This is a genomic window from Marisediminitalea aggregata (assembly GCF_900129565.1).
GTDB lineage: Bacteria > Pseudomonadota > Gammaproteobacteria > Enterobacterales > Alteromonadaceae > Alteromonas > Alteromonas aggregata.
The window spans coordinates 230,147-250,843 of sequence record NZ_FQWD01000002.1 but is presented as its reverse complement, the minus strand read 5'-3'; the positions used below and the strand labels follow the sequence as shown (position 1 = coordinate 250,843).

Below are 20,697 nucleotides of genomic sequence, written 5' to 3'. Positions count from 1 at the left end.
CACGTTACGGCTATATCAACTACCGAATAATTTTATTACTATTGTGCCAAGTATAACGAAAATGGAAACGCAATGGAGCAAATCGTTCAACAATCATTGCATAACTTAGTACAAAGGCTCCGGGCTGAACAGCACAATTCAGAAGACCGGTTTACCGTTGAATACGATTCAGACTGGCCATCGGTTTGTTATCTTAGCGAAGCGGCCACAGGGGACCAGGTAAAATGGCAGCCAGTGGCTATGGATACCCCGCTCAGCTTTGCCAACATAGAAAACGCCCTGCACATCACATTAAACGAACAGTATTGCCATTTTTTTACCACAAACTGGAGTTTTAATTTGTTAACCCAGGCCAGTGAAGGCCCGTGTGAGTTACTGCAAGTGTGTAATCAGGAAGATTTTGAACGATTGCAACAAAATCTGATTGGTCATCTGATGATGAAACAGCGGCTAAAGCAGCCTCCGACGTTATTTTTTGGCCTGACTGACGAAGAAGATTTCATTCTGTCAGTAGACAATGCATCCGGTGAGGTTGTTTTGGAGCAGGTGGGCAAGCATCCGGTACGCTGTCTGGCACCGGATTTAGCGACATTTTTAGACGGCTTGCGCTAGCTTATTACACGTCCAGCTTGGCCAGTCGGGCTTCCATTACGCCTATGGCTTGCTCAAGTTGGGATACCCGGGCTTCCAGTTCAACTATACGTTCTTTGTCTGATAACGCCTTGGGAGCCGGTTTTTCTGCCTCACGTTGTTGATGCTGATTAAACCGTTTAATGACTTCGATGGCTTCCAGTACGCTGACTTTAAAAGGCGCTTTTCCCCTTAAAATACCAACGCTGGGTGTTTGGCCGGCCTCAGCCAGGCTTTTACACACAGCAAACAAGGTTTCAAATTTTTCTTTGTCGTTCATAAAAATTACAATTGTGGTCAGAAAAGCTAAATAATTGCTTATTTTGCCTAAAAGTTGAATTTGGGCCAAGTGTGATTTTAAAAAAATCAATAAAATCAATTGTTTATTTTTGGCCCCGATCTTGATTGCATTGTAGCAATAAAACAACGCATTCAACTATGCAAAACAAGGACTGAAAATGAAAAAAATATTATTAGCTACTGCTATGGCGGCCCCGCTGTTACTTTCAGGTTGTGTGATTTCCGTTGGTGATGACGACGGCAGACACTACAACGCGTCCTGGGAACAGCGCGAATATAACAACCGTAAACACATATCTAAACTGGAATTGGATGCGCATTATGAAGATGTAACCCGCAGTATGGGCGTGGCTGACTTCAATGAGCTGTTAAGGCAGGACGGCCATACCTACCGGGTACTGTATTACCGCACTCAGCGGGCGGCTGATGACGGCATCACCACAAAAGACGAATGCACGCCATTGGTGTTCGAAGACAACCGCTTAATTGGCTGGGGCGATGAAGCGCTTCGCAAACTCTAACGGTTACGCTAGCTAAACGTATTTAGTTAGCTGGCAAACGAGTGACTTAAACAAGAAGGGAGCGCAGGCTCCCTTTTTTGTTAATATTTAATTTTTAAAATTAACAAAAAATTTACTTTTGTTTGGTTTTTCAGATAAAGTGAGGATTACTGTGCATTTTCGACCGTGAGTCGTATTCAGTGTTTATGCGTATAACTATTGTTTAATAGGTCTATCCGGGAGATTGAATCATGGTCCAAGCAGATACATCACCGCAACTCGACAGCGTCCGTGCTGCTTATCTATCAGCAGAAGATCTCAAAGTCGCGGCGTCAATTATTTATAACGCCTATCACGATGATCCTATTTTTCTTGAGATATTTCAGTCTGAACGGGAAGGGTATGAGTCCCGGTTACGTTCCGCTATTCGCGAGGAACTAACCGCATTTTGGGAAGCCGATCAGCCAATTATCGGGTTGTTTGACGAAGGAAGATTACTTGCCGTTGCGTGCCTGACCAGCCCCGACAACTCAATTGGCGCAGGCCGTTACTGGCATTGGCGTTTAAAAATGTTACTGACGACGGGGTATTATGGAACCCGCCAAATGCTGGAAAAAGAAGAAAAAATCCGTAACGCGATGCCTGCACAGAAATACCATTTACTGAGCTTTATTGCGGTTCATCCTGATCATCAGTCGCACGGTCTGGGTCACTTACTTATGCGCGCAATAGACAGTGTATTACTAGAGCATCGTGACTCTGAAGGTGTAGGCGTGTTTGTTACTGTGCCGAAATACGAGTCTTTCTTTGCTGACGGTTTCTACCAAAACGTCGCGCAGGTAGAAATCACTACAAAAGTCGGTAACGTGATGTTCCGGCCACGCCCTTAGGTCTGAGTTTTAACCTGCCTTATTCAAAAGTTTAAGACTGTGTCTTACTGCTTTGTACGAAATATCTTACAAGGTTGTGAGACATTGTGGCTTTGTTTAAGTAAATTTTACTGACTTTATTTCTTAACTATCTGAAATTAAATAAAAAAAATATTGTTAGACTTTTGTCGTAGCCGATAAATTATTTTAATGTGACAGAACGGTAATAGTAATCTATTCCTATCGGCGTACTATGTACTTGTCACATGGAAACACGACGAGTCAGGATGACGCAGGGAAGACCATAGGACTGTTCAGGGATGAGCAAGATGAAACAGGCAGTTTCATCCAAGGAAAGCAAGGACCGGCCAGGAGGCCAACACGGACAACCCCAGGATGGGGAATGCTACACGCAGGATGTGTAGCGTAGAACGGAAAAATGGAAAGGGACCTGCTTAGGAAGAGCAGCTCACTCAGGATGGAGTGAGAAAAGATGGAAAGGGGCGGATACGGATTTTAATCGGGACGATTTTAGTCGCAAAGGAACGCTGAGAGGGAAGCTCAAAATTCACAGAAAACGATGGCTCAGGCCATCGTTTTTTTTTGCGTATTATTTACAGTAACAATTCAGCCTCGATAGGCTCAAATTTACTCGCCGCTTTCATTAAAGTGCCCGCGGTCAACGCTTTAACGCCATACACGTCAATTTGCTTCCCTTTCTTTTCAATGATCGTTTGTGCCAGTAAGTCAAAGTCACCGTCGCCAGACACCAAAATGACTTTATCGACCTTATCAACGTGTTCCAGCACATCTATGGTAATACCCACATCCCAATCGGCTTTAGCAGAACCATCCGCGCGCTGAATAAACGGCTTTAATTTCACTTCGAAGCCAATTGCCCGCAGAATATTCTGAAACTCGGCTTGTTTGTTGTCACCTCTGTGCGTAGCGTAAGCAAAAGCCGCCACTACATTGTTATTTTCTGTGACACGACGCCAAAACGCGTTGTAATCAAAATTTCTGTGAAAATGCTGACGGGTGGTGTAGTACACGTTTTGTACGTCAACGAAAATGGCGATGTTTGTCATAATTGATTTACTTTGAGTCTGAATTCGCAAGTTGGCCTGTTGAATCAGTACAACATTGGCTGAATCGAAAGGTTGTAAAAGCGTGAATCAACGCAAGGCACGCCCTAGTTTGAGGATATCAGAAAACCAACCCCTTTGTGGGGTAACCTTTTTGATTGAGTTCAGTCTACCTGGTGCGTGTTTACTGTATAAACTGAACCCATAACAGATGTTGCCGATAGGTAAAAGCCAAATTGGTTGCTCACGTTATTCACCTTTAGTCTTATTTCTTACCTCCATTTGTAAGACATTTCCTACAGAGCTGTAAGCATCGTCTAATTAGACAAAAGGATAATACCTACGAAAAAACGTATCCTTCTGTTTTTATTGTGTTTTGTACTTTAGTCTAAGTGCATGGAGTTCACAGTGGTGATGAATTTTCAAAAAAGACGCTACCAGCAAAAAATGCGTTCGGTATTATGAACATGTCACAGGGAGAAACGTTGAGTCAGGATGACGCAAGGATGACACTGGACAACCCAGGATGGGGCAAACCGGCCAGGAGGCTGGTAACAAGGAAGCGGATGCAACCGGGAAGGTTGAAGGACAACTTCAGGATTGAAGAATACTTTAACAGGATGTGAAGTACACAAGGATAACGGAAAGGGACTAGCTAAGGATTGGCTACTCACTCGGGACGAGTGGGATAAAAGGGATTTGCGTGCAGGGGAATAACCTTGGAGGTTGTTTAGCACTCTACGCTGAGAGGGATCTTCAAAATTCGATAAAGAGGCGGTAGCGAGAGCTATCGCCTTTTTCATTTGTGCAAAAGCTATTCTTATATTTACAGCTCAAAAAACATTCGATATAAATAATGTTGATGGTACTGGTCAGTCGCCGCGCTTGCTTGCTGCGCCTGAGTAGTTGTGTGCCACAGGGGTTAAGTTTCAGCCATGAGCTGACTTTGTGGAAGTTGATGTAGGGAACGACAAATGATTATTGTATTTGGATGTAATCGCTCCTGGATTTCCAGAATGATTCGCTGGAGAACCGGATCGAAATGGTCACATGTGGCAATTTTAGACACCGATGATGTCCATGTGATTGAAGCCAAAGGTGGCTTTGGGGTGCTGCGAAGTGATCTTCGCGAGTTTGAGGCCAGGTATCGCGAAATCGAATACCGCGAGATTGACGGCGATATTGAACGAGCAATTCAATTGATTGGTAAGCCGTTTGATAACGAAGGCATTAAGGGCGTGTTCTTCCGTTCTTTTAAACACTGCCCCGACAGTTGGTTTTGTTCAGAACTGGTAGCGCACTCCACGTCTTTTATTCCTGACGAATTTGCGCAGTATCAGACGCCGGAAACCTTATACCGATTGAGCCGCCAGTGCACAAAGTCAGCCAACTATTAGTGGCTGCTTGCGCGAGATCTTGCCTAGGGCAGCCCTGATGGGCTGCTATCGTTCAGTAGAATACGGATCTTCCGCCAGCAAATAAGCACGGAGGTCGGCTTTATTGGGCTGTGCGTTCAGCCACTCCCTTAATGCTTTTACCTCTTTATAGGTTGCTTCACCGAATTTGGCAGCGTAAATCTCTGCAAAATGAGAGGCGGTGTTCTCCTCCCGAATCTTCTTTTGCCACTGTTGGGTAACAACATTATTGAGTGCGCCAGCCACGCCTTCCGCTTTCAACAGCTCCCACTCACCTTTATCCAGCCAGATACCGCCTACCTGAGCGCTGTAATCGACCCGATGGTCGGTGGACGCAGCGATTTTAAATTTACGCATAATCCCGCCGGTTACCGGACATAACAGGGCTTTTTTAGTGTCGCTGGTATCCTCCGAAACGTCGGTAACCTGCTCAAATTCATAGGCCTGATTGCGTTCTTTCCAGCTAACAAAGTCTTCTATCATGATCCAGTTCCCGCCACAGTGGTTGCAGGTGTGAGCGCGAAATAAATCATCAAGGAAGCTAGGTATTAATTGGCCTTGCTTACATTGTGTACATTGCATAGCGTGTTACATCCTTGTGGTCGGTAAATTAATGAATGCGGTGCGGTGGTGTGTCGGTGGAAATCACGGTAAGCCCGTTCATTACCAACGTACCGGTATAGCAGTCTTGCCCCGTTGACGAAAACTCAAAGTCAAATTCGCTGCGCCAGTCCAGCTTACCGCGATACAACATAGGCCGCGTTAGGCGACGGGCAACACTGATAAGCTGAAGGTGCTGGGCGTTGCAGTATTGACCTAAATACCGGTTGGCGGCCTCTGAAATCATTCGAATTCGCCAAAATAACGCGCCACCGGCGGCAATCAATACCAGCAGTAAAACATCTAATAGGTTCACAACGGTTATCCTGCCTGTTTGAAGAGAGCCGCAAGGGCGTCTTTCATTGCGGGGTTGTGTTGATGCGCTTTAGCCAGTGTCAGTAGGGTTCTACGCAGCGCAGGAATTTGCACGAGATCTGAAAATAACCCAATAAATAACTGATGCTGATAGTTGCCAGCGGCATCGGCCTTCGCTGCTACTTCTAAAAAGCGTTGTGCAGTCAGTAAATCCAGTTGGGCATCGTGCCTGGCGGCAATGACGCTGAGCAAATCAATATCTGGCGTGTCGATATTGTCCAACACCTGATTAATGCACCGATTAACTTCGGGTGAGAAGCTGGTCTGGCTCAGTGCGCGCAGGTAGCCGAGCATGGGAGCAGTGTCTTCGGCTGTGCTGTATTCCACCGCTTTTTCGCAGAATTTCTGAGTAAGGCGTTCTGGAAGCGGCTGGCTTTCCAGGCTGCTCAGCAAGGTATCGATAAACGGTGTGCTGTATTGATCTAGCTGGTTGGCAATGACGTCAGCGGTTGTTTCATCCAGTTCAATGACGGCATCGGCAATCGCCTGAACAGGAAGTTGTTGCCAGTCGATAACGCTGGGCGTTTTCAGATAGTGCATAACCCGCTCCACGCCGTCGTGTTTAGCGTCGTTCAGCGTGTGCCGGGTGATGGCTGAAAATTGGGCCATTTGCTGCTGACTGGGAGTAAAGGTATAGGGGTTATCAGGCAGCTTTTCCTGATCGCCATCACCGGTGATTTGATTGCCCAGTGCATCAACAATAATTTGCAGGAAGTGATTGCGGGAAGCCTGGATCAGCAGCCCCTGTTCATCCAGTGGAAATTTCACAAACCAGATATAGCGCTGAGCCAATGCGCTGGTATTCCAAAAGACGACCGCGTACCAGGCGTGCTGTTGGCGCGGACGAGGCGGGCAGATTTTGCCATTTTCGATTTCCAGAAAGGTTTGCGAATCGACAGGATAGACTCCCCGTCCTAAGTCAAAAATGCGATAATCTGTGCCTGCGTGTAGCAGAAACTCACTCAATGAGTGGATGTCTTGTGAATTCATGCTTCAAATTCAATTTATTTCAATTACCGCTAGTTTAACAGGCATTGGAGGTTGGCGTAATGTCAGATGCTGAAAAGCAGGGGAATCAATTACTGGATGCGTTGGAAGCTGCGCTTCGTCACAACGGTTTATGGGGCAATGAACGTCCGTCGCGCCAGGCGCTGGCCAGCCAGCAGCCCTTCGCTTGTGATACCCTTGCGCTGGAACAATGGCTACAGTTTATTTTTATCCCTCGTATGCAAACACTGCTCAGCCAATCACCGGTTAGCGTTCCTGTTATGGCGATTAAGCCGGTGGCAGAAATCACCTGGGGTGCTCAGCACCTTAATGTGCAAACCATCCTGGGACAATTGGATGCCTGGAGTGAAAACCCATGATGGACACGCCAGCTTGTTCCCCTTCACCTGAAAGTAAAGAAACATTGCAGATTTTGTATCAGGATGAATGGCTGGTGGCGGTGTATAAGCCTGCCGGGCTGTTGGTTCACAGAAGTCCTATTGATAAACATGAAACCCGGTTTGCCGTTCAGATTTTGCGGGATCAGATTGGTCAGCATGTGTTTCCGTTACACCGTCTTGATAGACCCACGGCAGGGATTTTGCTATTTGCCTTACAAAGTGAAACTGCCTCAACAATGAATGCGCAAATGATGGGCTTTGGGGTCAAAAAGGAATACCGGGCACTGGTACGAGGGTATGTAAAGGCCCACGGCATGTTGGATTATGCGTTAAAATACCGCTGGGACAAAATGGCTGATGCTAATCGCGTCAAAGCGGTCCCTCCCCAGCCTGCGCACACGGATTACTGGCCACTGGCTCATTATGAATTGCCTTACGCTGTTGGTCGTTATGACACGGCGCGATACAGCTGGTTGGGATTGCGCCCTTACTCTGGCCGCAAACATCAGTTGCGCCGGCATCTGATTCACTTGCGTCACCCCATTGTTGGGGATACGACCCACGGCGACGGCAAGCACAACCAGTTCTTGCGGGATACGTTTGATTGTCAGCGGCTGATGCTGGTGTGTACGCAAATGGGGTTCTATCATCCGGTTAGCCGCCAATGGCTATCCATAGAGTGCCAACCCGATAGCGAAATTGAAGAGTTATTGGTAAGCTGGCAACCGTTTTTAACCTGGAGTCTTCAAAAAGGTAAGTAAATGGCGACAGTGAATATTATTGTAGGGTCGGTATACGGTAATGCCGAAAGCGTAGCGGAATCAGTACAAACTTTTCTGTCTTCCGAAGGGATTGAAGCCGAGGTATTTACCGATGCTGACGTCAGCGATATAACCGATGCCAGCGGCGTATTGGTGATCACTTCAACGACAGGGCAGGGCGACATTCCGCCAAACCTTGAAATGACGTTTGATGAATTGCGCACGCAATTTCCACTGCTAGGTCAGAAGCCGTTTGCGGTAGCCGCGTTGGGCGATAGCAGTTATGGCGAGTCGTTCTGTGGTGCAGGTAAACAGTGGCAGGAATTGCTCACCGAGCTTCAAGGCAACCCGGTTGCGGCTATGCTGGAAGTCGATGCCATGGAAACACTTGAGCCTGAAAACGATGTTATTGAATGGCTTAAGGGCTTCGCCAGCAAACTGGCTTAACCAACCGCCAGACCCCAGATACAAAAAATCCACCGTGACGGTGGATTTTTTATTGGGCGTAGCAAAGGTCAACAGCCCCTAAGCGTTTAACGCGTTATTATTCCGCACCGCGAAGCAGGGCATTAATACCTACTTTTGCACGGGTTTTCGCATCGACTTTTTTCACGATAATAGCGGCATACAGGCTGTACTTGCCGTCTTTGCTTGGCAGGTTACCTGGTACTACAACTGCACCTGCTGGAACGCGGCCGTAGTGGATCTCACCGGTTTCACGATCATAGATGCGAGTGCTTTGACCGATGTAAACACCCATTGAGATAACCGCGCCTTCTTCAACGATTACGCCTTCAACAATTTCAGAACGCGCACCAATGAAGCAGTTGTCTTCAATGATGGTCGGGTTAGCCTGCAGTGGCTCTAATACGCCGCCAATGCCAACACCACCAGACAAGTGCACGTTTTTACCGATTTGTGCACAAGAGCCAACGGTTGCCCAGGTGTCAACCATAGAGCCTTCGCCTACGTATGCACCAATGTTTACATAAGACGGCATAACGACTACGTTTTTGCCGACGTAAGAACCGGTACGAACTGCAGCCGGTGGCACAATGCGCACACCTTCAGCAGCAAATTGTTCTGCAGTGTAGTCTGCGTATTTCAGCGGAACCTTGTCGTAGAAACGGCTCTCTGCACCTTCCATTACACCATTGTTGTGCAGGCGGAAGTAAAGCAGTACGGCTTTCTTCAGCCATTGGTGTACAACCCACTCGCCGGCAATTTTTTCTGCAACGCGTGCTTCACCGCTGTTGAGCAGGGCAATGGCATCGCTAACCGCTTGTTTTACGTCAGCCGGGGCGGCAGAAGGAGTAATGTTCTCGCGGTCTTCGAAGGCCGCTTCAATAATGGCTTTTAATTCAGTCATGGTATGTTGATATCTTCAAGTTGATCAAGTTTAAACAATATGCGTTTTTTCAACGCAGTCTGTTCTTCCGGCGTTAGGGCTTTACCTTGCTCATTACTGACGATAAACACGTCTTCGGCGCGTTCACCGATGGTGGCAATTTTGGCTAATTTTAATGTGAGTTTACAATCGACAAAAGCATGGCCTACTTTTGCCAAAATTCCAGGTGCGTCCAGTGCTTCCAACTCTATAAGTGTGGCATCGTCCTGTGCCGAGTAAAAACGAACCTTAACCGGCACGTTTAATTGTTTGTGCTGACGCGACAGTTTACGCGTGTTTGTGTGGTTTCTGCCAGGCTTTAATAGCTGATCAGCAATTGCTGCTTCGATTGACCGCATTCTGGATTCACTGTCGATACGGGAACCGTCGTTTTCCAGAATCAACATGCTATCGAAAACATGACCATCACGGGTCACTGCAATGTGTGCATCGCGGATAGTACAGTTTCGGCTATCCAGCACAGAAGCAATTTGCGCAAACAGTGCAGGACGGTCTTTACCGTACATGAGCAGCTCAGTGCCGCCTTTTGCGATGTCGTTATTGGTTTTTATCAACATCACTGCGTCGTCTTCAATGGGTTCGAAGGCGAGTATTTCCCGTGAATGCCAGGCAATCTGCTCTGGGCGGAAGCGCGCGAAGTAGTCGTCTTCAAAACGTGACCACAGGGTCATCAGCGCAGCGTCATCTATGCCTTGCTGTTGCAGTGAGGCCAAGGCTTTACTCTTGTGTAACTCAACCCGTTCCTGCATGGTAACACCACACTGTAACCCGTTATCCAGCGCTTTTTGAGTCATCAAATACAGTTCTCTGAGTAACGACGATTTCCAGTCGTTCCACAGGTTGTCATTGGTGGCGCGTATGTCAGCCAGGGTGAGTGCATAAAGCAAGTTCAGGTGTCCCTGACTGCGCACAGCCGTGGCGAAATCATTTACAACATCCGGATCATAAATATCACGGCGCTGCGCCACCACCGACATCAACAGGTGATTTTCTACCAGCCAGGCGATGAGTTCCGCGTCGCTGCTGACGATGTTGTGCGCTTCACAAAATGAAGCTACATCCTTTGCGCCGAGTGTAGAGTGATCACCATTTCGGCCTTTGGCAATATCGTGAAATATAGCCGCGATATACAGTAATTCTGGTTTATCCAGGTTTTTCACAATCCGGCCACAGCGCGGAAATTCGACGTTGCGGTCAGAAAAGTAATGATTAACGTGTTTGACCAGGCGGTGCGTATGCTCGTCTACCGTGTACGCGTGGAACAGATCAAACTGCATCATACCTACAATGTGATCCCACTGGGGTAAATACGACTGCAATATGCCGTACTGGTGCATGATGTCCCAGGCGAAGTCAAAAAAGTGCGGGTGTTTAAATAACTCAATGAGCTTAACGCGACAAGCTTCCCGCTCCACATAATAGGTGTCCTGGAAACGTCTGCGTGCGTTGCGCAACTGGCGAATACAATCAGTATCCAGACCTACTGTATCGGGTGTATCTGCAATCACCCGTAAGAAGTCAAGAATGGCTTCCGGTGTTGGGAAGACGTTTTCGTGACGTGGTGAAATACGCCCGTCAGACAAGCAAAAATCGTCGTTGATCGTTTGCTGACACTGAATTGACTGATTCAGCATGTCATAACGGAAGCGTTGTAGTAGTAACTGGTTAAGCTCGGTTACACGACGTACCGTGCGGAAAAACGCCTTCATCATCTTTTCCACAGCGGTTTTGTTGTCGTCACCGTATTCGAGCATGCGTGCAACATCGGTTTGATAATCGAATAACAAGCGGTTTTCGCTGCGGCCTGCAACCATGTGCAATGCAAAACGGATCCGCCACAGCGCCATGCGGCATTCGATTAATTCAGCGTGTTCATTTTCGGTAAAGTAACCATGGCCGACTAAATTCCAGCCATCGTATTCACGGAAGTGTTTCTTGGCCACCCAGCCAATAGACTGAATGTCACGCAGGCATCCGGGGTTTTCCTTTATATTGGGTTCCAGGTTATAGGAGGTCCCATTGAATTTGGCATGACGTGCCTGTTGCTCTTCGTATTTTGCTACAAAAAACGCTTGGCTGGTCCAGCTGCTTTTAACGTTAACGGCGTGCCACAAATCTTCGAAGGTATCTTCACATCCGCACAGGTACCGGCTTTCAACCAGGTTGGTTGCAATAGAGATGTCTTCTTTGGCCAGCTTGACGGTTTCTTTTATGGTTCTGACCGACTGCCCAACATCGAGCTTGATATCCCATAACAAGGTGATAAACATGCCGATTTTTTCTTTTACATCGGGCTTGAGTGCTTTTTTACTTACGATCAATAAGTCGATATCTGAGTAGGGCTGTAAATGTCCCCGGCCATACCCACCTACAGCGCAGAGTGCGAGGTGCTTGGCGTCTTCCAGGCCATACAGGTGCCAGATGCGTTGTAGCAAGCAGTCGATGAACGTGGCGCGGCCCGTGACCAGCGTATCAATGGGCTGTTTGTTAAATGATGCCGTCAGCCAATCGTAACTGCTTTGCACCAGTTCTTTTATCGCCTTAATGTCGTCTACAGATTCCAGCGATGATGCGTTGTCACATAACTGTTGTAAATTCACAAAGCTACCCACTTGTTGACTTCAGGGTTTAGTGTCAGGCCGAACGTCAAAACCGGCGGGTTTTACCTGACAAGAAAAAGCCCGCAGGCCCAAGAGCCTGCGGGCTGATCATAAACTATGAATGATGATAAAAACGCTCTAATGATTCTTCATCTCGCAGAGTTAATACCTCTACGCCGTCATCGGTTACCAGTAGTGTATGCTCCCACTGGGCACTCAAACTACGGTCTTTGGTTACTACCGTCCATTGGTCGGGCAGAATTTTGGAATACCGTTTGCCCGCATTGACCATGGGTTCAATCGTAAAGCACATGCCAGGCACCAATTCTTCACCAGTGCCTGGACGACCGTAATGTACAATTTGCGGCTCTTCGTGGAAGCCTGCGCCGATACCATGGCCGCAATATTCACGCACAATTGAATAGTTGTGTGCTTCGGCGTGAGTTTGGCAAATATGGCCAATGTCACCTAAACGCATACCAGGACGAACTTGCTGAATCGACTTATACAGACATTCCTGTGTCACGCGCATCAGGCGCTCTGCCATGATGCTTGGCTTGCCTACGACAAACATTTTTGAGGTGTCACCGTGGTAGCCGTCTTTGATTACCGTGACATCGATATTCACAATATCGCCGTCTTTCAGTTTTTTGTCGGCAGGGATGCCGTGACAAATAACGTGGTTGACCGACGTACAGATCGATTTGGGAAACGGCGGATGGCCGTAATTCAGGGGCGCGGGAATGGCCTGCTGTTGGTTAACAATGTAATCGTGACAAATCGTATTCAGCTCGTCAGTAGTTACCCCTTTTTTGACGTAGTCGCCAATCATGGTCAGTACTTCTGCCGCAAGACGTCCTGCGACACGCATTTTCTCGATTTCTTCAGCGGTTTTGATAATTGCAGCCACCCGAATCCTCTTTCATTTGGCAAATCGTAATACGGTGTAATCTGCCCGGTTCAAATACAATTGGGCAGGTTAGCGAGCGGCTATGGTATCGAATACCGCCGCCCCTGTATAGTTGCACACGCTTTTATGCAGACAATATGGCCTGTTTTCTTGAGTCTTCGGGCACTTCGTGGTATAAAGCGCGCGCTTTTGGGAATATCTGCCAGTCAGATGCCGTTTCAATACTGTCACAGTGCTGCAACACTCAAGAGTATAAACTTAATTTAAACACACACATACACTATGACTGCGTGTCGGGGTGTCCGCTTGCGGATCGATACAAAGGGTGTATGGAGGCCTAACCCCAATTGAGGAAATATCAATGGCAAACGTATCTATGCGTGACATGCTGAAAGCCGGCGTGCACTTTGGTCACCAAACTCGTTACTGGAACCCAAAAATGAAGCCTTTCATCTTTGGCGCACGTAACAAAGTTCACATCATCAACCTTGAAAAAACAGTTCCACTGTTCAACAACGCACTTAACTTCCTGTCTGGCGTATCTGCTAAGAAAGGTAAAGTTCTGTTCGTAGGCACTAAGCGTGCTGCTGGCGATGCAGTGAAAGAAGCGGCACAAAAATGTGACCAATTCTACGTGAACAAGCGTTGGTTGGGCGGTATGTTGACCAACTGGAAAACAGTTCGTCAGTCAATCAAGCGTCTTAAAGATCTTGAGCAACAAAGCCAGGACGGTACTTTCGAAAAGCTGACCAAAAAAGAAGCGCTGATGCTTCAGCGTGAAATGGACAAGCTGGAAAGCAGCCTGGGCGGTATCAAAGACATGGGCGGTCTGCCAGATGTATTGTTCGTAATCGACGCTGATCACGAGCACATCGCGGTAACTGAAGCTCGCAACCTGGGTATTCCGGTAGTTGCAGTGGTTGATACCAACTCAAACCCAGACGGTGTTGACTACATCATCCCTGGTAACGACGATGCAATCCGTGCAATTCAACTGTACTTAAACGCTGCGGCTGACGCAGTAAACTCAGGTCGTGAAAACAACCTGGAAGTACAAGCTGAACAAGACGACTTCGTCGAAGCAGCAGAGTAATTTGCTTTATGACCCTGAGGCAGTTGCTTCGGGGTCATTGCTTAACTATCGAATTATCTAAGAGGGGCTGTCGCCCCTTTTAAACTTAAATTTAAAATTATTGCTGAGGAATTGAAAATGGCAGTGACTGCAGCACTTGTAAAAGAATTGCGTGAACGTACTGGCGCCGGCATGCTGGATTGCAAAAAAGCGTTAGTAGAAACCGATGGTGACATCGAACTGGCCATCGAGAACATGCGTAAGTCAGGTCAGGCTAAAGCCGCTAAGAAAGCAGGCCGTATCGCTGCTGAAGGTGTAATCCTGACTAAAGTTGAAGGTGGCAAAGCGACTATCCTTGAACTGAACTGTGAAACTGACTTCGTAGCCCGTGACGAAGGCTTCCTGGCTTTCGGTAACAAATTGCTGGACGTTGCGTTTGCGAACAGCCTGAGCGATATCGAAGCACTGAACGCTTCTGAAATCGAAGGCGGCGTAGTAAGCGACGTTCGTGACACACTGGTAGCTAAAATCGGTGAAAACATCTCTCCACGTCGTGTACTGACTGTTGAAGGTAACAACCTGGGTGCATACACTCACGGTGCGCGTATTGGTGTTCTGGCTATCCTTGAAGGCGGCGAAGAAGAACTGGCGAAAGACGTTGCAATGCACGTTGCTGCTTCTGTACCTCAGTTCGTTAAGCCTGAACAGGTTCCAGCTGAAGTAGTAGAGAAAGAAAAAGCCATCCAAATCGAAATCGCCATGCAGTCAGGCAAACCTGCTGACATCGCTGAGAAGATGGTTGCTGGTCGTATGAAGAAATTCACTGGCGAAATCAGCCTGACTGGTCAGCCTTTCGTTAAAGATCCTTCTGTAACTGTTGGTGACCTGCTGAAGAGCAAGGGCGCCGATGTTGTTAACTTCGTACGTTTCGAAGTGGGTGAAGGTATCGAGAAGAAAACTGAAGACTTCGCGGCTGAAGTTGCTGCGCAAATGGAAGCTGCTAAGAAATAATTGGCGGTTTGACTTTTGCATTCGGCCAATGTCGGATACACTTACGAGCACCTCTTCGGGGGTGCTTTTTTATGAGTAAGCCGCCATGGCTACAGTGCCGCACAGAGACATAACGACCGATTAAGTCGGTTTGGTTCATAATTTGTACAGCGAACTATGACCCAAGCCGAATCAAGAGGAAACTATAACAATGAGCATCACACCAAAATCCGCCTACCGACGCATACTACTTAAACTGAGTGGTGAGGCGCTTATGGGTAAAGAAGGCTTTGGTATTGATCCCAAAGTACTCGACCGTATGGCGCAGGAAATCAAAGAGCTGGTCGAGTTGGGTGTACAGGTGGGGCTGGTTATCGGCGGTGGCAACCTGTTTCGCGGTGAAGGACTGGCAAAGGCTGGCATGAACCGCGTTGTTGGTGATCATATGGGTATGCTGGCAACGGTGATGAACGGCCTGGCCATGCGTGACGCGCTGCACCGCGCGTTTGTAAACGCCCGTCTAATGTCTGCTATTCCTCTGAATGGCGTGTGTGACGCTTAAAACTGGGCAGAGGCAATCAGTCTGCTGAAGTCTGGTCGTGTAGTCATTTTCTCGGCCGGTACCGGAAACCCGTTCTTCACAACCGATTCTGCAGCCTGTTTGCGCGGTATCGAAATTGAAGCGGATGCCGTATTAAAGGCCACAAAAGTGGACGGCGTTTATAACGACGACCCGGTAAAAAATCCAGAAGCGCAAATGTACTCGCAACTTTCTTACCAGGAAGTCCTGGAAAAAGAACTGAAAGTGATGGATTTGTCGGCGTTTACGCTGGCCCGGGACCACAGTCTACCCATACGTGTATTTAATATGAATAAGCCTGGCTGCCTGAAGCGGGTAGTAATGGGCGAACCTGAAGGCACACTGATTACGCACAGCGACAGTGTCGAAAAATAAAAATACAGGAATTTAACCGTGATTGATGAAATTGAATTAGATGCGCGTGAGCGCATGGAAAAAAGTATTAGTGCGCTGAAAAGCCAACTGAGTAAAATCCGCACCGGCCGTGCACACCCGGCGCTACTGGACGGTATCCAGGTACCCTATTATGGCGTTGATACGCCATTGCGTCAGGTTGCTAACGTCGTGGCAGAAGACAGCCGTACCCTGGCGTTGACTGTTTTCGATAAGAGCGCCATTCAGGCCGTTGAAAAAGCCATTATGCAGTCTGGCCTGGGTTTGAACCCAATGAGTGCGGGCACTACTATTCGTATTCCATTACCGCCACTGACAGAAGAGCGTCGTAAGGACCTGATCCGCGTGGTACGTAACGAAGCTGAACAAGGCCGTGTGGCTATTCGTAACATTCGCCGTGACGCCAACAGTGACGTAAAAGAGTTGCTGAAGGAAAAGGAGATCAGTGAAGACGAAAGCCGTGCAGCGGAAGAGAACATTCAAACACTGACCAATGAATTCATTAAAACTGTCGACAACATGCTGGCAGATAAAGAAAAAGAATTAATGGAAGTGTAGTTGTCGTTATGCAACCTTCGGAAAATGACATCGCAACGACGGTGGCTGAGCGCCTCGCGTCGTTAAAGGTGCCACAGCACGTTGCTATCATCATGGATGGCAACGGTCGCTGGGCAAAGAAAAAGGGAAAGATTCGAACCTTTGGTCATCGTGCTGGCGTTGAGTCAGTGCGTGCAGCGGTGCGTTTTGCCCGTCAAAGCAATATTCAGGTACTCACCTTATTTGCCTTCAGTAGTGAAAACTGGAAGCGCCCGGAAGAAGAAGTCAGCGTGTTAATGGATTTGTTTAACCTGGTGTTAAACAAAGAAGCGAAGCGCCTGAACAAAAACGGCGTACGCTTGCAGGTACTGGGTGATCTCAGTCGCTTTGACGATAAACTGGTTAGTAAGATCCGTAAAGCCGAAGAAATGACGTCGGAAAATACGGATCTCGTTCTGAATATCGCCGCCAACTATGGTGGGCGTTGGGATATTCTGCACGCGGCGAAGCAAATGGCGCAGGACATCGCAGCTGGGAATGTTGCGGTTGACAATATCGATGAGACTGGATTCGATCAGTATATGTCTACCCAGGGCCTGCCAGAGCTGGATTTATTGATCCGCACCGGTGGTGAACATCGAATCAGTAATTTCCTGCTATGGCAATGCGCTTATGCAGAATTGTACTTCACGGATGTACTCTGGCCTGACTTTGATGAAGAGGCGTTTTATCTGGCAGTCAAAGACTTCAGTGAACGTCAGCGTCGGTTTGGTTTAATCGGTGAACAGGTCGAAGCGGAAGAGGTTGAAGGGTGAACACCTTTATTCGCATTATGACAACCTCTTACGAAAGACTTCTGTTATGCTAAAGCAACGAATCATTACGGCGCTAATCTTAGCGCCTCTTGCTATTCTGGCTATTCTGTTTTTGCCTCTCAACGCATTTCAATATGTGATTGCTGGTGTCATTGCGTTGGGTGGTTATGAATGGGCAAATATGTCAGGCCTGCCAAAACGTCCACACAAAATTGCATTTTTATTTGTGCTATTGGCCCTCTGTTTGGGGTTAATCGGATTAGTCGATACCAACATGATTTGGTATCAGGGTAAACTCAATAGTCTGTATCACTGGATTTTATCTGTTGCCTGTTTATGGTGGCTGGTGTCTCTGGCGATGATCATCGCTTATCCCCGTTATTCAAAATTCTGGCAGAAAAGCTGGATGATACGCTGTCTATTTGGTGTGTTAACGCTCATTCCGACCTGGGTTGCTGTGGTATCGTTACGTGCCAGTTTATACGATGTGGATGCGTTCTACGGCGCATCGTTGATATTTTACGTATTAGGTATAGTCTGGGCAGCCGATATCGGCGCGTTCTTTGTGGGTGTAAAGTTTGGCCGGCATAAGCTTCGTCCTAACGTATCGCCGGGTAAAACCTTCGAAGGTTTGTTCGGTGGCGTAATGGCGTCATTTGCCATTATTGCATTCGCAGCACTGCACTATCAGGTTGAATCCTCCCGAATTTGGTTACACTTGTTAATCGGAGGACTTACCGTAGGCGTGTCTGCGCTGGGCGATCTTAACGAAAGTATGTTTAAGCGTTGCGCAGGCATTAAAGACAGCGGTCGAATTTTACCTGGCCACGGTGGTTTGCTCGACCGTATTGACAGCCTTACCGCTGCCTTCCCGGTATTTGCGTATTGTTATGTGACCTGGATGGCGTAATGCAAACCGTTACAATATTAGGCGCAACAGGCTCAATTGGCGAAAGTACGCTGGATGTCATTCAGCGTCATCCTGACTTGTTTCGGGTGTTTGCCATAACCGGTCACAAGCAGTTGGAGAGACTGGTTCAGCAAGCCAAAGCCTGTCACGCACGCTACTTAGTTGTGGCTGACGAGCAAGACTATGCCAAAGCCCACGAACTTGCTCTGCGTTATGAATTAAGCTCGGAGGTGTTGGCTGGACAACGCGCTTTGGAAGAAGTCGCCTCTGCCGCTGAAGTCGATACAGTGATGGCGTCTATTGTCGGCGCTGCGGGATTGGAACCCACACTGGCGGCAGTGAAAGCCGGTAAGCGGGTGTTGTTGGCCAATAAAGAATCACTGGTGATGTCCGGTGCGTTGTTTATCGACGCCGCAAAACAGTCCAAAGCGGAAATATTGCCCATCGACAGTGAGCACAACGCGATTTTTCAATGTTTGCCAGCGGACTTTCGCTACGGCGATTTGGACGCTTCAGGCATCAGTAAGATACTGCTTACCGGGTCGGGAGGCCCTTTCCGCGAACGGGATTTACAATCGTTTATGGATATCACGCCTGATGAAGCCTGTGCTCACCCAAACTGGAGCATGGGACGCAAGATATCTGTTGATTCCGCTACCATGATGAACAAAGGCCTGGAGTTTATTGAGGCTTGCTGGTTATTTGGCTTGGGACAAGATGATATTCAGGTGGTTCTGCATCCGCAAAGCACCATTCATTCTATGGTGCAATACATCGACGGTTCAGTATTAGCCCAGTTGGGCAATCCTGATATGCGTACGCCGATCGCTTACGGTCTGGGGTACCCCAATCGCATTGATGCTGGTGTGGCACCATTGGATTTTTCTACGCTGGCGGACCTGAGTTTTACCACGCCATGCGCAACCCGATACCCTAATCTTTACCTAGCCATTGAAGCCTGTCGGGTAGGGCAGTCGGCCACAACGCGTTTAAACGCTGCCAATGAAATCGCAGTTCAGGCTTTCCTCGAAAACCGAATTGGCTTTACCCAAATTGCGCAAATTAACGAAGAAATTCTAAATCGGTTTGAACCAACCGAGGTTTCATCAATCCAACAAATTCGAGAGCTGGACAAGCAAGCCCGTTTGGCTGCGCTGGCACTAGTCGAGGAAGGTTAAGTGGTATTTGAGTTTTTACGTAACGCTGGTGCGTTTATTGTTGCACTGGGCATTTTAGTCGCCGTACACGAATGGGGTCATTATTATGTGGCACGGTTGTGTGGTGTTTACGTAAAACGATTTTCTATTGGATTTGGCAAGCCGTTGTGGCGGAAACAAGGCAGCAATGGTACTGAATTTGTAGTGGCTGCAATTCCACTGGGCGGTTATGTCCGTATGCTGGATGAACGGGTTGATGACGTACCCGCAGAGCTGTCTTCCCAGGCGTTTAATCGCCAGAGTGTTGCCAAGCGAATGGCTATCATTGCGGCCGGTCCAGGCGTGAACTTTATATTTGCTGCCATAGCTCTGTATGCGATGTTTTTGATCGGTATCAGTACGGTAAAACCCGTTATAGGTGACATTGCCCCGCAAAGTATCGCTGCAAATGCCGGTTTGGCTGCGGGTGATGAAATTATTCAGGTGGGAAGCAGACATACCCCCGACTGGGAAGCTGTGAACTTTGAGTTGATCTCCCATGTGGGTGACAGCAGCATGGCTGTTACCGTAAAAAATGCCAATGGTGTTACACAACAACGTGAGTTATTGATAGATGGATGGAACTTTGATTCAGATTCAGAGTCTCCTTTACGCAGTGTCGGCATTACCCCGTTTACACCTGCGGCAACGCTAAACGTAGCGTTTGTGGGCGAAGGCTCAGCAGCAAAGTCAGCGGGGGTTCAGGTTGGTGACACTATCGTTGCACTTAACGGTGAAACGGTGGCGGACTGGCAAAGTCTGGTGGCTTTTGTGAAAGACAACCCTGGTGAGCATGTTACGTTAAGTGTAAACAGGGCTGGTCAAACCTATGACCTTTCTGCCACAATTGGGCGCCGTGATACCCCAGAGGGGCAAGATGGCTATCTGGGCGTAAGTCCCTATGCCGAGGCATGGCCGGAAGGGTATGTATTCACTCACCAGTATGGTGTGTTTGAAGCCATGGGGAAAGCGGTCGACAAAACCTGGCGTTTGATGACGCTGAGTATTGAAATGATTGGCAAGCTGGTGACTGGCGATGTGTCAGTGAAAAACCTAAGTGGCCCCATTTCCATTGCACAAGGTGCAGGCAGTAGCGCAGGTTACGGATTGGTGTATTTCCTGAGTTTCCTGGCTTTGATCAGCGTGAACCTGGGCATAGTGAATTTGTTACCCCTGCCAATGTTGGATGGCGGGCATTTAATGTACTTCACCATCGAATGGCTAACTGGAAAGCCGGTATCCGAAGAGATACAAGAATGGGGATTTAAGATTGGCGCCATGCTGCTGTTTACGATTATGAGCATCGCCATATTTAACGATATTACGCGGCTGTCTTAAACAGACGGTCGTAGCAAGAAAAACG

Annotated in this window: 22 protein-coding genes and 1 pseudogene; 15 read left to right on the top strand and 8 right to left on the bottom strand. The window is 47.9% G+C overall.

What is annotated here, in order from left to right; translation table 11 throughout:
• Positions 1–72: 72 nt before the first annotated feature.
• Positions 73–612: a SecY-interacting protein gene (gene syd, locus BUB81_RS05225; protein WP_073319360.1), complete on the top strand. Its 540-nt coding sequence runs from the start codon at positions 73–75 to the stop codon at positions 610–612.
• Positions 613–616: 4 nt separating this feature from the next.
• On the opposite strand, the gene BUB81_RS05220 is transcribed toward syd, so the two are convergent.
• Positions 617–910, bottom strand: coding sequence for a hypothetical protein (locus tag BUB81_RS05220; RefSeq protein ID WP_073320964.1), 294 nt, complete (start codon positions 908–910; stop codon positions 617–619).
• Between the two features lie 178 nt (positions 911–1,088).
• Here BUB81_RS05220 and BUB81_RS05215 point away from each other — a divergent pair, with 178 nt between their 5' ends.
• Entirely contained in the window at positions 1,089–1,451 is a 363-nt protein-coding gene (locus BUB81_RS05215; protein WP_073319357.1) for a DUF3192 domain-containing protein, read from the top strand.
• Between the two features lie 230 nt (positions 1,452–1,681).
• Positions 1,682–2,320 (top strand): GNAT family N-acetyltransferase, encoded by a 639-nt coding sequence (locus tag BUB81_RS05210; RefSeq protein ID WP_073319354.1) that lies wholly within the window; start codon positions 1,682–1,684, stop codon positions 2,318–2,320.
• Positions 2,321–2,913: 593 nt separating this feature from the next.
• Here BUB81_RS05210 and BUB81_RS05205 read toward each other — a convergent pair.
• Positions 2,914–3,387, bottom strand: a complete 474-nt coding sequence (locus BUB81_RS05205) for a LabA-like NYN domain-containing protein (protein ID WP_073319352.1) — start codon at positions 3,385–3,387, stop codon at positions 2,914–2,916.
• A 971-nt stretch (positions 3,388–4,358) separates the two neighbouring features.
• Here BUB81_RS05205 and BUB81_RS05200 point away from each other — a divergent pair.
• Positions 4,359–4,781, top strand: a complete 423-nt coding sequence (locus BUB81_RS05200) for a C40 family peptidase (protein WP_073319349.1) — start codon at positions 4,359–4,361, stop codon at positions 4,779–4,781.
• Between the two features lie 45 nt (positions 4,782–4,826).
• Here the strand turns inward: BUB81_RS05200 and BUB81_RS05195 are convergent, their stop codons facing one another.
• The 3 genes from BUB81_RS05195 to BUB81_RS05185 are packed head-to-tail and all read right to left on the bottom strand — an operon-like array spanning position 4,827 to position 6,764.
• Positions 4,827–5,381 carry a zf-TFIIB domain-containing protein gene (locus BUB81_RS05195; RefSeq protein WP_073319346.1) on the bottom strand — a complete coding sequence of 185 codons (555 nt, stop codon included), beginning with the start codon at positions 5,379–5,381 and terminating at the stop codon, positions 4,827–4,829.
• A 28-nt stretch (positions 5,382–5,409) separates the two neighbouring features.
• On the bottom strand, positions 5,410–5,715 hold the full coding sequence (locus BUB81_RS05190) for a DUF3301 domain-containing protein (protein ID WP_073319343.1): 306 nt from the start codon (positions 5,713–5,715) through the stop codon (positions 5,410–5,412).
• Positions 5,716–5,720: 5 nt separating this feature from the next.
• Complete coding sequence (locus BUB81_RS05185; protein WP_073319340.1) at positions 5,721–6,764, bottom strand: DUF3549 family protein; 1,044 nt, start codon at positions 6,762–6,764, stop codon at positions 5,721–5,723.
• A gap of 59 nt (positions 6,765–6,823) precedes the next feature.
• Between BUB81_RS05185 and BUB81_RS05180 the strand changes: the two genes are divergently transcribed.
• From BUB81_RS05180 to BUB81_RS05170, 3 genes are read left to right on the top strand one after another with little or no spacing between them, the layout of a single operon-like run.
• Positions 6,824–7,141 carry a YqcC family protein gene (locus BUB81_RS05180; protein ID WP_073319338.1) on the top strand — a complete coding sequence of 106 codons (318 nt, stop codon included), beginning with the start codon at positions 6,824–6,826 and terminating at the stop codon, positions 7,139–7,141.
• Positions 7,138–7,923, top strand: coding sequence for a pseudouridine synthase (locus BUB81_RS05175; protein ID WP_245819124.1), 786 nt, complete (start codon positions 7,138–7,140; stop codon positions 7,921–7,923). Before BUB81_RS05180 ends, BUB81_RS05175 begins: the two co-directional genes overlap by 4 nt.
• Positions 7,924–8,370 (top strand): flavodoxin, encoded by a 447-nt coding sequence (locus BUB81_RS05170; protein WP_073319336.1) that lies wholly within the window; start codon positions 7,924–7,926, stop codon positions 8,368–8,370.
• Positions 8,371–8,467: 97 nt separating this feature from the next.
• Here the strand turns inward: BUB81_RS05170 and dapD are convergent, their stop codons facing one another.
• From dapD to map, 3 genes are all read right to left on the bottom strand, one after another.
• Positions 8,468–9,292, bottom strand: coding sequence for a 2,3,4,5-tetrahydropyridine-2,6-dicarboxylate N-succinyltransferase (gene dapD, locus BUB81_RS05165; RefSeq protein ID WP_073319334.1), 825 nt, complete (start codon positions 9,290–9,292; stop codon positions 8,468–8,470).
• The gene (glnD, locus tag BUB81_RS05160; protein WP_073319332.1) at positions 9,289–11,931 is read right to left on the bottom strand and encodes a [protein-PII] uridylyltransferase; all 2,643 of its coding nucleotides are present in this window, start codon (positions 11,929–11,931) and stop codon (positions 9,289–9,291) included. Before glnD ends, dapD begins: the two co-directional genes overlap by 4 nt.
• A gap of 115 nt (positions 11,932–12,046) precedes the next feature.
• A complete protein-coding gene (gene map / locus BUB81_RS05155; protein ID WP_073319330.1) occupies positions 12,047–12,841 on the bottom strand; it encodes a type I methionyl aminopeptidase in 795 nt (264 codons plus the stop codon).
• 361 nt (positions 12,842–13,202) lie between these two features.
• Between map and rpsB the strand changes: the two genes are divergently transcribed.
• The 8 genes and pseudogenes from rpsB to rseP all read left to right on the top strand — a co-directional run bounded on the left by rpsB (position 13,203) and on the right by rseP (position 20,672).
• On the top strand, positions 13,203–13,934 hold the full coding sequence (gene rpsB / locus BUB81_RS05150; RefSeq protein ID WP_073319328.1) for a 30S ribosomal protein S2: 732 nt from the start codon (positions 13,203–13,205) through the stop codon (positions 13,932–13,934).
• Between the two features lie 117 nt (positions 13,935–14,051).
• On the top strand, positions 14,052–14,924 hold the full coding sequence (tsf, locus tag BUB81_RS05145; protein WP_073319325.1) for a translation elongation factor Ts: 873 nt from the start codon (positions 14,052–14,054) through the stop codon (positions 14,922–14,924).
• A 190-nt stretch (positions 14,925–15,114) separates the two neighbouring features.
• Positions 15,115–15,858, top strand: a pseudogene (pyrH, locus tag BUB81_RS05140) (UMP kinase).
• An 18-nt stretch (positions 15,859–15,876) separates the two neighbouring features.
• Positions 15,877–16,434 carry a ribosome recycling factor gene (gene frr / locus BUB81_RS05135; RefSeq protein ID WP_073319322.1) on the top strand — a complete coding sequence of 186 codons (558 nt, stop codon included), beginning with the start codon at positions 15,877–15,879 and terminating at the stop codon, positions 16,432–16,434.
• A gap of 92 nt (positions 16,435–16,526) precedes the next feature.
• Complete coding sequence (uppS, locus tag BUB81_RS05130) at positions 16,527–17,228, top strand: polyprenyl diphosphate synthase (protein WP_245819136.1); 702 nt, start codon at positions 16,527–16,529, stop codon at positions 17,226–17,228.
• A gap of 46 nt (positions 17,229–17,274) precedes the next feature.
• Positions 17,275–18,138 (top strand): phosphatidate cytidylyltransferase, encoded by an 864-nt coding sequence (locus BUB81_RS05125; RefSeq protein WP_073319316.1) that lies wholly within the window; start codon positions 17,275–17,277, stop codon positions 18,136–18,138.
• On the top strand, positions 18,138–19,316 hold the full coding sequence (gene ispC / locus BUB81_RS05120) for a 1-deoxy-D-xylulose-5-phosphate reductoisomerase (protein ID WP_073319313.1): 1,179 nt from the start codon (positions 18,138–18,140) through the stop codon (positions 19,314–19,316). Before BUB81_RS05125 ends, ispC begins: the two co-directional genes overlap by 1 nt.
• Positions 19,317–20,672, top strand: coding sequence for a sigma E protease regulator RseP (rseP, locus tag BUB81_RS05115; RefSeq protein WP_073319298.1), 1,356 nt, complete (start codon positions 19,317–19,319; stop codon positions 20,670–20,672). It begins immediately after the preceding gene.
• Positions 20,673–20,697 lie beyond the last annotated feature (25 nt).